Genomic DNA, 9,499 nt, shown 5'->3' on the forward strand with positions numbered 1-9,499 from the left:
ACCGTCGACTACCACCACCAGGGCAGCTACCGCCAGCCTGACGGTTCCCTGGCGACCGCCTCGATCCTGTGGCCCACCAACTCCGGGGTGACGCCGCAGGTCCTCGCCGACAGCAAGCGGGTCGCGGCCGTGGTGTACTCCTCACTGGAGGATTACGGCTTCGCCGACGTCAGCCTCTACCCCGGCGACTCACTCGCGGGCATCGCGCGCAACTCCTTCGGCCTGCAGGGCAGCGCGAGCCTGCTGATCGAGCTGCGCGGCGACCTCGGGCAGAAGTCCGGCGGCTACCTCATCCGCACGGCCTACGCCTCCATGACCGCGCTGCTCCAGGCCGCCGCCGACGGCAGCCTCGCCACCGTCGACCCGGCGACGGCCGACACCATCCCGGACCGCGGCGAGCCGATCGACCAGCACGAGGACGAATGACGAAGTCCTGACCCCGGCCCGGCGATCTCGTTGCGCCGGGCCGGCGGTGGTGCCGCCGCGCGGCATCCTGCTGCCCGGCTGGTACGACGAGTGGGTCGCCGTCGTCCGCGAGCCCGTCCGCCAGCTCCAGTTGCACACCCTGGAGGCCTGGCCGAGCGGCAGCTCGCCCGAGGCGCCTACGGCCGGGCGCTGGACCTCGCACTGGGCGCCGTCGAGTACGAACCGCTGCGCGAGAGCCCCCAGCGGCTGGTCGTCCGCATCCACCTCGCCGAGGACAACCTGGTCGAGGCGGTCCGTGCCGTGCGGGGGTTCCAGGAGCTGCTGTGGCGGGAGATCAGGGTCCGGCCGAGTGCCGAGTTCATGCGCCTGGTAGAGCTTCCCGTACCCACCTGACTTGGTGGAACAGGTGTGAGGCGGCGCTCACTCGACCACGAGCGTCATCGTCATCCGCCGGAGCGCGGGCCAGGGGCCGCCGAGGGCGAAATCGATCTCGGCGCGACCAGAGCGGCGCGCCACGAGGGCCACCTTGCTGGGCAGGCCCTCCGGCGCATGGACCTGCCCGTCGGTTCCGAGCACGCCGATCAGGAAAGGCCCGAGGAGTTCGAGCGAGTCCGCGCCTGAGCGGACCCGGGCGCCCGTCGCCCAGACCATGAGCAGGTCCCCGACCCGCAGGGTCAGCGACGGCGGGCCCTCCTCGGCGGGCCGGAGCTCGATCACGCGGGCCACGGCGGCGCTCACCCCCTTCGGTGGGCGCCGCCGGGACCCCCGCGCCCACCGGCTCGGCGGCGGGTCACACTCCGGCCGGTGCGAGGCCGGTCTGGCGCAGCCCCGCATGCACGTCAGGGGCCATGACGTCGTCCTTTTCGTCCCAGTCAGCCGCCTGCCCGGGGGCCATCTGGAGCGCCAGCTTCGGGTAGATGGATCCGGCGAACAGGTAGTCGGCGGTGTTGATGTCCAGTCCGCCCACGATCGGCTGGCCGTCCTTGGTGATCGATGCCGGGAGCTGGTAGCACATGATCGAGGTCTGGTCGACGGGCGTGCCGAACAGCGACGCCTCGTCCAGCGGGGTGAGCACCTGCTGGTCCACGGTCAGCGGGTCCCAGCCGTAGTTCTCCCAGAACCAGACGTACGCCTTGTCGCGGTCGATCCGGGCCACCAGACCGCCGCGCATGTGCTCGTGGGGGAAGCCCAGGGTGTGCCCGGCCTCGTGCCTGACCACGCGCCGGTATTCGGCCTCGCTGGTCTGCATCGTGAACCCCTCGAGATTCATCGTCTGCTGCCCCTGCGGGATCAGCAGGACGTCCGTCCCGAGGTAGGAGTAGTAGCCGCCAGGACCACGTGAGATCCGGACGGTGCCGACGTCGTTGGTCCGGACGAACGACACACACGAGGTCTGCGCCCAGGCGTTCAGGTGCGCGATGATGCGGTCCTGCAGGTCGATCGGCGTGTCCTCCATGAAGCTGACCGGCAGCTGCCGCGCGGAGGGTCCCCAGTATTTCTGCCGGACCACCGAGATGCGCTGGGGGGAGGGCACCGCTCTTCCGTTGCTCGTCACGCCCCCCATGCCCACGAGGTGGGGCGCGTTGAGCGGGTTGACGTGGATCGCGATTTCCGCCGCCCTCACGAGCAGCCGGGCGGGGAGCCTTTTGAGTACGCATGACCCGGGCGCCACGCCGTCGTGCGGCATGGCGAGCCCCTCGCTGGTTTCCGGTGATTTGTCGGCTTCCACTGACCCAGCCATCTCGGCGATGGATCTGAGCGTCTCCAGATACCCACTGCCCCCGTCAGACATCACGGCCCCCCGGTTCGTTTTGTTCGCAGATGTCGTATTCGTTGCGGATCTACCCACGACCTCACCATGTCCAACCAGGACCTGTGCAAAGGCCCTCGGGGGCTCTGCCCCCGAGTACCCCCGTCGGGTCGCCTGCGCGACAACTGTCCCTTGGGGGGCTCCGCCCCCGAGTACCCCCGTCGGGTCGCCTGCGCGACAACTGTCCCTTGGGGGCTCTGCCCCGAGTACCCCCATAGGGTCGCCTGCCGCGACAACTGTCCCTTGGGGCTCTGCGGGGGCAGGGCCAGTGGAGGAATCGCGAAGCTATTCCTCCACTGGCAGGAAGATCGCCTGCGATCTTCCTGGAGTATGGCGCCCCGAAGGGCCGACGCAGTTGTCGCCGCAGGCGACCAACGGGGGAACTTGGGGGCGGAGCCCCCGAGGGAGGGGGCGGAGCCCCCGAGGGATCAGTGGCGGACGTCGGCCTCGGTCCACTCGGTGTGGTAGCCCGGCCAGCTTCGCGCGCGCCGGTCGGCCGTGCTGTCCCCGCGCGGTGGGGTCTCGGGCAGGCGGTCGCAGGTGAGCGAGCCGTACTCGTTCAGGTGCCGGACCAGCTCGCGGCGCAGATCCTCCTGTACGCCGGCCGTTCGCTCCTCGCCGCTGAGGTCGGTGAGCTCCAGGGGGTCGTCGGCCAGGTCGAAGAGTTGCGATGCCGGTCCCTCCGGATACCAGATGTACTTGTGACGGCCGTCGGTGATCGCGTGGTAGAGGGGGTCCGCCGAGGGCGCCTCCGTGGCCGTGGCGCACAGGTGGGATCGCGGTGGTTCGTCGCCGGACAGGACGGCGAGGAGGTTCTGGCCCTCGACTCCGGGCCCGGGTCGTCCGCCGGCGGCGGCCAGCAGCGTCGGGAGGATGTCGGCGTGGGTGGCCAGGGCCTCGCTGGCGGTGCCGTGCCAGTGGGTGTGCCAGCTCTTCGGCGGGCGCAGCAGGAACGGCAGCCGGGCCGAGGCGTCGTGGAAGAACACCTTGCTGCCGGTGTGATGGTCGCCGAGGTATTCGCCGTGGTCGGAGGTGAAGACGATGAGGGTGTCGTCGAAGAGGCCGACGTCCTGCAGCGCGGCCAGGATGTGGCCGATGGCGTAGTCGATGTGGGTCACCAGGCCGTAGTACGCCGCCCTGGCCGCCTTGATCACGCCGGGCGGGACGAGGTCGTAACTCTGCCGCTGGCGCCACCGCTTGACCGCCTCGGGACAGCGGTCGTCGCCGCTCCAGTCGCCGAAGACGGGCTCGGGGATGGGCGCGTCGCGGTACATCGACGCGTACGGCTCCGGCGGGTCGAGGGGCGGGTGCGGCTTGCTGAACGAGGTCCACAGGAAGAACGGCGCGGTCGGGTCCCGGCGGTCGCGGATGTAGCGGACCGACTCCTCGGCGATCCATGAGGTGAGGGTGAGCGACTCCGGCACCGTGGAGGTGCCGGGGTACAGCTCGTTCTGGCCGAGTCCGGTGCGCATCGGCCGCTCCGGGATGCCCGATTCGCGCATCCACCGGTAGTAGTCGTCGGGCAGTACCAGTTCGTCGAAGCCGTGCCGGGCGCGTGGCGGCGTGAAGTGCATCTTGCCGATGGCGGCGGTGCCGTAGCCCCGCCCGCGCAGCACGGCCGGCAGGGTGTCGTCGCGCCCCATGACGTCCGAGGTCGAGCCGTTGCACGTCATGCCGTGGGCGAACGGGCTCTGTCCGGTCATGATGCTGGTACGGGCAGGCACGCAGATGGCGGTCTGCGCGTACGCCGCGTCGAAGCGGACACCTTCGCGGGCGAGGTGGTCCAGGTGCGGGGTGCGCAGGAACTCCGGCGCGCGCGGGCCGATGGTGTCGTGGCGCTGCTGGTCCGTGGTGATCAGCAGGATGTTGGGTGCGGTGGTCACGATGTCAGGCACTCCAGGGTTACGGGGCTCAGCCCTTCTCGGCGCCCACGGTCAGGCCGCTGATCAGCATCCGTTGCGCCCAGAAGAAGAGCACGACGATGGGCACGGTGATCGCGATGGAGCCGGCCATCAGCACGGTCGTCGGCACGGAGAACTCCGTCAGCTGGGCGATGCCCAGGGCCACCGTCCACTGTTCGCGGTCGCTGACCAGGAAGAGCAGGGCGAACAGGTACTCGTTCCAGGCGATCATGAAGACGTACAGTGAGGTCGCCATGATGCCGGGCAGCGCCATCGGCAGCACCACGCGCCGGATGAGACCCAACCGGCCGCAGCCGTCGATCAGCGCGGCCTCCTCGACGCTCGCGGGCACCGCCAGGAAGTAGTTGCGCAGCATGTAGAGGGCGACGGGAATGGTCTGGGCCAGGTAGATGAGCACCAGCCCGGTGAGCGAGCCCGCCAGGCCGATCCGGCTGAAGAACACGAACAGCGGCACGGCCAGGACGATGCCGGGCAGCAGGTACACGGCGAGGAACAACCCGTTGACGGTGTCCCGCGCGAAGAACCGCAGCCTGACGGCGGCGTACGCGCCGAGCACGCTGCACGCGATGGCCAGCGCCGTGGTCGCCAGCGCCACCCCCAGCGAGTTGCCCATGAACCTGGCGAGCCCGAAGCCGTCGTCCGACTCGCTCTTCAACGCGGTGGTGTACGAGGTGAGGTCCAGCTCGCCGAACGACGGCAGCAGGTCCAGTGGCCGGGCGATGACGTCCGCGAGCGGGCGGATCGACAGCAGCACCCCGTACAGCAGCGGACCCACCGAGCACAGGACGGCCAGCGCGATCACCGCCGCCTTGAGCGCCGTCACCCAGCGCCGCTCCAGCCGGTTCCCGATGCTGCTCATGCGTCCCGCTCCTTCCTGGTCATCCGGACGTAGGCGATCAGCAGCACGCTGAGCATCGCGGTCATCAGCAGGCCGAGTGCCGAGGCGGTGCCGATGTCGACACTGGTGATGAGCTCGTCGTAGACGCGCACGGCCAGCACCTGGGTGCCGCCCGCGCCGCCGGTCAGCAGGTAGACGTCGTTGAAGTTCTGGAACGACCAGATGAAGCGCAGCACCACCAGCAGGGCGAGGACGCCGCGCAACTGGGGCAGTACGACGTAACGCAGCCGTTGCACGGCCGAGGTGCCGTCGATCATGGCCGCCTCCTCCTGCTCGGCCGAGACGGCCTGCAGTCGCGCGGTGATGAACAGGAACGCCAGCGGGAACGTCTTCCAGACCTCGAACGCGATGACGGTGAGCAGCGCCAGCGGCACCGGCACGCCCCACACGTCGAGGGACTTGGTGGTCAGGAAGGACACCGGCGAGTCCCAGCCGAACAGCTCCCGCCCGACGGCGTTGACCAGCCCGTACTGGGAGTCCAGCAGCGTCTTCCAGATCGTGACCCCCGCGATGACCGGCAGCACGTACGGCACCAGCAGCAGCCCGCGTACGAGGCCGCGCCCGCGGAACGGGTGGCGCAGCGCCAGCGACACGGCGAGGCCGCACGCGATGGTCCCGGCGGTGGTCAGGGTGGCGTAGATCAGCGTGGTTCTCAGCGCGGTCCAGAAGCCGGGGCTGGAGAGCACCTGGGAGAGGTTGTCCAGCGACAGCTTCAGGTCGCCCAGGGTCAACCGGGGGATGTCGACGAGCCGGATGTCGGCGAAGGCGAAGACGAAGACGGCGAGGAACGGCAGGAGGACGACCACGGCGACGATGACGACGGTGGGGCTGACGAGAAGCCGGCCCTGGAGGTCCTCGAGCCGGGCCAGGCTGGGGGGACGCCTCCTGATCAGGCGCTGGCTGGTGACGCTCATCGGCTCACATCCTTTTGGAGGTCGCGGGCCCGGGCCGCCAGGGTGGCGGCCACGACACGGGGGTCTTCGCCGGACTCCAGCGGCCCGATCTCCTGAGCGAGGGTGTTCTGCGCGACGACGGAGCCCGCGAGCGCCGCGCCGTCTGTGCCGAATCCCCAGCGGGTGAAGGTGCCGACGCCGTCCGCGACCGCGTCGACGATGTCCTCGCTGTAGACGTCGGCGAGGGACTTCTTGCTGTCCGGCGTGGCGCCGAACGGCAGCTTCGTCCAGGCCTCGCTGTATTTGGTGGGGTCGTCCGTGGTGCCGGTACGCAGGGGGATGCGGCCCTCGGTGGCGATGCCGAGGCTGTCGATGTAGCCGTCGCCGAGCAGGAACTCGATGAATCGCCGCGCCTGTTCGGCGTGGGCGCCGCTGGGGACCGCGAGGTTGAAGGTCTGGCCGAACTGTGTCGGTGTGGGATTGTCCGGGCCGGTGAGCTGGGTGAGCACGCCGGTGTTCTTCACCAGGAAGGCGGGGTCCCGCGCGCACTCCGGGCAGCTCACGGGGTTGTTCGGGTCGAGGCCGGCGATCTCGTCCAGGATGTGCGAGGAGAACAGCGCCATGGCGGCGTCGCCCTTGAGGTAGCCGGCCCGGGTGGAGTTCACGTTGAGCTCGCCTGGGCCGGCGGACTCGGCCAGCCGCTGGAAGTAGCCCAGGCCGTGGACGCAGGCCGTGCTCTCGAGCCGGATCGCGCCGCCCTCGACCAGCGAGCAGCCGTTGGCCAGCAGCACCGCCTCCAGGCTCTCGGTGGTGAACGAGTCGCCGGGCTGCGTACCCAGCGCCATGCCGGTCCTGCCGCCCGCGGCGAGCCGCTCCGCCGCGTCGGCGACCTGCGCGATGGTACGCGGCGGTGCGATCCCGGCCTGCTTCAGCAGGTCGGTCCGGTAGACGATGAGGTGGCCCCAGCCGTCGCTGGGCACGGCGGCCAGCGACCCGTCCACCGTGGCCAGCTTGAGTGCCTGGTCGCTGAACGTCTTGGCGCCGAGCGCCCCGACGACGCGCTTCGGCACCTCGGTGTCGAGCAGGCCCTCCCTCGCCCAGTTCGCGAGCTGCGCCTGGGAGGAGAGCACGACGTCCGGGACGTTGCCCGAGGCGGCGCCGGTGACCAGGGCCTGGTTCTGGTCGGAGGCCGCCATGGGGGCCACCCTGACCGCGATCCCGGTCTGCTCCGTGAACCTCCTGGCGACGGCCTCCTGCTTGGCCAGGCGTTCCGGCGTGGTGTGCTGGGTCCAGAACGTGATCTCGCCGGCGGAGCCGCCGGCCACGCCGCCGCCCGAACAGGCGCTGGCCAGCAGCGCCGAACCCACGGCGACGAGGGCGACGGCCGCTTTGCGTGTCCTCCAGTTCATCCTGTGTCTCCCTGTTTGAGCGTGCGGCCCTGTTTGAACGTGCGGCGTCAGAGGACCGGTACGGCGGCCGGCCGGCCGGTTCTGGCAGACTCGTATCCCGCGAGCGCGATGCGCAGCGAGCGCAGCCCCGCCTCACCGTCGGCGACCCGCACCGCGTCAGGCGCGCCGCCGAAGAGGAACGACCGCAGCAGCAGCTCGTCGAGGTTGTCGCCCCAGGGCAGCAGTACGCCGCGGCGGGCGGCCTCGTCGAAGCCGGCGACCTGCTGCCCGAAGGCGTCCAGCTCCACCGTGGCCTGCTCGCCGACCACCTGGAGTTCGAGCCCGCCCCAGGTGGGGTGGTGGGCCGGCTGGCTCCAGCTGCAGTCGATGGTGGCGACGACGCCGTTGTCGTAGCGGATCGTCACCAGCCCGGCGGTGTCGATGCCGCTCTCGCCGGGGTGCAGCAGGTCGTTGGTCTGCGCGTAGACCTCGGTCGCCCGGACCTCGTCACCGAACAGGTCGTCCAGGAGGTCGGCGATGTGCACGGTGTGGTCCATCAGCGCGCCGCCGCCGGCCAGCTCGGGGTCGGTGAACCAGCGCCGCGCCCCGGTCGGCAGCCGGCCGTTGTTGGCGCCGGCCACCACGAGCACCTGGCCGGTCGCGCCCCCGCGCACCGCCCGGCGCAGGGCTGCGTAGGCCGGGCTGAACCGCACCGGGTACGCGACGCCGAGGCGCACCCCTGCCTCCCGGCACGCCCGTACCATCGCCTCGCCGTCCGCGCCCGTCGTGGCCAGCGGCTTCTCACACAGCACGGCCACTCCGTGCTTGGCGGCGAGCTCGACCAGCGGACGGTGGCGGGCGTTCTCGGCGGTGACGATCACCGCGTCCGGCCCCCAGTCGAAGACGTCCTGGTAGCTCTCGGCGTACGCCGCGCCGAGCCGCCCGGCCAGCTCCCGGCCGCGCACCTCCCCGGGGGCGGCGAGGTCGGGCTCCGGGTCCGTGGTGAGGACCTCCACGCCGGGCAGGCCACCCAGCACCTTCGTGTAGCTCGCGGCATGTACGTGCGCGAACGACAGCACTCCCACCTTCATCGGGACACCAGCTCCCCGCCCTCGATCTCGACCGACTCTCCCGTGCGCGCCGACTCTGCGGCCGCCGCCGCGATCCGCACCGCCGCCAGGCCGTCCGCGGCCGACACCCGAGGCTCGGGACCGCCCGCCACGGCGGCCGCGAAGTCCCGGAGTTCCGCCAGGAAGGGGCTCTCCGCGAGGTCCGTCCCCGGAATGCCCTCGCCCTCGGCGCGGTGGCCCTGCGCGACCACCCGGAACGCCTTCGTCCGCAGGGAGTCGTGGTGCAGCACCCCGTTCGGGCCGGCGATCCTGAAGGTCGTGCGGAACTGGGTGTCGGGCAGGCCCCACACCCCGTGCACGTGGGTGATGGCCCCGGACGCGTGCGTCAGCACCGCCGTCGCCGCCGCGACCGACTCCGGCTCCACCGGGGTCCGCAGGTGGCCGCGTGACTGGGCGTGCACGCGTACGACCTCGCCGGCCAGCAGCCGGGCGAAGTCGAAGTCGTGGATCATCTGGTCGATCAGGATGCCCCCCGACAGCTCGGGGTCGGCGAACCAGGGCGACCACACCGGATACCTCCCCGACCGGGTGAAGCGCAGCACCGCGGGCTCGCCCACCGCCCCTTCCGCGACCGCCTCGGCCAGCGCCGCGTACTCCGGGAAGTAACGCACCACGTGCGCGGGGAAGAGCCGCACCCCGGCCGTCTCGGCCGCAGCGACCATCTCCTCCGCGTCCGCGACCGACAGGGCCAGCGGCTTCTCGCACACGACGTGCCGGCCGGCCGCGATCGCCGCCAGCGTCAGCTCCTTGTGCGTGTGGGTGGGCGTGCAGACGTCGATGATCGAGCCGCTCGCGAGCAGCGCGTCCATCGAGTCCACGGCCTCGACGCCGTGGTCGGCGTACCGCTCGGCCAGTGGCCTGGCGTGGCCGTCGGTGGAGAGCACGGTCACCCGCGCGCCGAGTGCCAGCCAGGCCGGAAGGTGGGCGCGGGCGATGCCGCCCGCGCCCAGCAGGCCCACGTCGAGTTCCCGCATGGGTGTCAACTGCCTTTCGTCGTCATCGGTTGTCGATGGGGTCGTCCGGTTCGGGGGG

At 71.2% G+C, this 9,499-nt stretch carries 9 protein-coding genes and 1 pseudogene; 2 read left to right on the forward strand and 8 right to left on the reverse strand.

Annotated features, from left to right (window positions below):
- Together ITP53_RS50985 and ITP53_RS50990 are read left to right on the forward strand one after the other, a co-directional pair.
- Positions 1-426: pseudogene (locus tag ITP53_RS50985) on the forward strand (M14 family zinc carboxypeptidase); the annotation flags it as partial.
- A 90-nt stretch (positions 427-516) separates the two neighbouring features.
- Positions 517-819 carry a bacterial transcriptional activator domain-containing protein gene (locus ITP53_RS50990; protein ID WP_207757595.1) on the forward strand — a complete coding sequence of 101 codons (303 nt, stop codon included), beginning with the start codon at positions 517-519 and terminating at the stop codon, positions 817-819.
- Positions 820-846: 27 nt separating this feature from the next.
- Here the strand turns inward: ITP53_RS50990 and ITP53_RS50995 are convergent, their stop codons facing one another.
- From ITP53_RS50995 to ITP53_RS51030, 8 genes are all read right to left on the reverse strand, one after another.
- Positions 847-1,164, reverse strand: coding sequence for a hypothetical protein (locus ITP53_RS50995; protein ID WP_195902717.1), 318 nt, complete (start codon positions 1,162-1,164; stop codon positions 847-849).
- A 52-nt stretch (positions 1,165-1,216) separates the two neighbouring features.
- Positions 1,217-2,167 (reverse strand): M12 family metallopeptidase, encoded by a 951-nt coding sequence (locus ITP53_RS51000; protein WP_207757596.1) that lies wholly within the window; start codon positions 2,165-2,167, stop codon positions 1,217-1,219.
- 497 nt (positions 2,168-2,664) lie between these two features.
- Positions 2,665-4,119, reverse strand: a complete 1,455-nt coding sequence (locus ITP53_RS51005; protein WP_195902719.1) for a sulfatase-like hydrolase/transferase — start codon at positions 4,117-4,119, stop codon at positions 2,665-2,667.
- A gap of 28 nt (positions 4,120-4,147) precedes the next feature.
- Positions 4,148-5,017 (reverse strand): carbohydrate ABC transporter permease, encoded by an 870-nt coding sequence (locus tag ITP53_RS51010; protein WP_195902720.1) that lies wholly within the window; start codon positions 5,015-5,017, stop codon positions 4,148-4,150.
- Positions 5,014-5,970 (reverse strand): carbohydrate ABC transporter permease, encoded by a 957-nt coding sequence (locus ITP53_RS51015; RefSeq protein WP_195902721.1) that lies wholly within the window; start codon positions 5,968-5,970, stop codon positions 5,014-5,016. The genes ITP53_RS51010 and ITP53_RS51015 overlap by 4 nt, the downstream gene beginning before the upstream one ends.
- Positions 5,967-7,358, reverse strand: coding sequence for an ABC transporter substrate-binding protein (locus ITP53_RS51020; protein WP_195902722.1), 1,392 nt, complete (start codon positions 7,356-7,358; stop codon positions 5,967-5,969). Before ITP53_RS51020 ends, ITP53_RS51015 begins: the two co-directional genes overlap by 4 nt.
- A gap of 47 nt (positions 7,359-7,405) precedes the next feature.
- Positions 7,406-8,428: a Gfo/Idh/MocA family protein gene (locus ITP53_RS51025; RefSeq protein WP_195902723.1), complete on the reverse strand. Its 1,023-nt coding sequence runs from the start codon at positions 8,426-8,428 to the stop codon at positions 7,406-7,408.
- Positions 8,425-9,499 (reverse strand): Gfo/Idh/MocA family protein (locus ITP53_RS51030; protein ID WP_207757597.1); only part of this gene is annotated, 1,075 nt, incomplete at its 5' end. The genes ITP53_RS51030 and ITP53_RS51025, both read right to left, overlap by 4 nt.

It is taken from the genome of Nonomuraea cypriaca (assembly GCF_015645445.1).
In the GTDB taxonomy this organism is placed as follows: Bacteria; Actinomycetota; Actinomycetes; order Streptosporangiales; family Streptosporangiaceae; genus Nonomuraea; species Nonomuraea cypriaca.

Bases quoted from the DNA above. Each gene is read 5' to 3' on its own strand.
- ITP53_RS51000 (WP_207757596.1), bottom strand. From the start codon at position 2,167: ATGGCTGGGTCAGTGGAAGCCGACAAATCACCGGAAACCAGCGAGGGG.
- ITP53_RS51010 (WP_195902720.1), bottom strand. From the start codon at position 5,017: ATGAGCAGCATCGGGAACCGGCTGGAGCGGCGCTGGGTGACGGCGCTC.
- ITP53_RS51015 (WP_195902721.1), bottom strand. From the start codon at position 5,970: ATGAGCGTCACCAGCCAGCGCCTGATCAGGAGGCGTCCCCCCAGCCTG.
- ITP53_RS51020 (WP_195902722.1), bottom strand. From the start codon at position 7,358: ATGAACTGGAGGACACGCAAAGCGGCCGTCGCCCTCGTCGCCGTGGGT.
- ITP53_RS51025 (WP_195902723.1), bottom strand. From the start codon at position 8,428: ATGAAGGTGGGAGTGCTGTCGTTCGCGCACGTACATGCCGCGAGCTAC.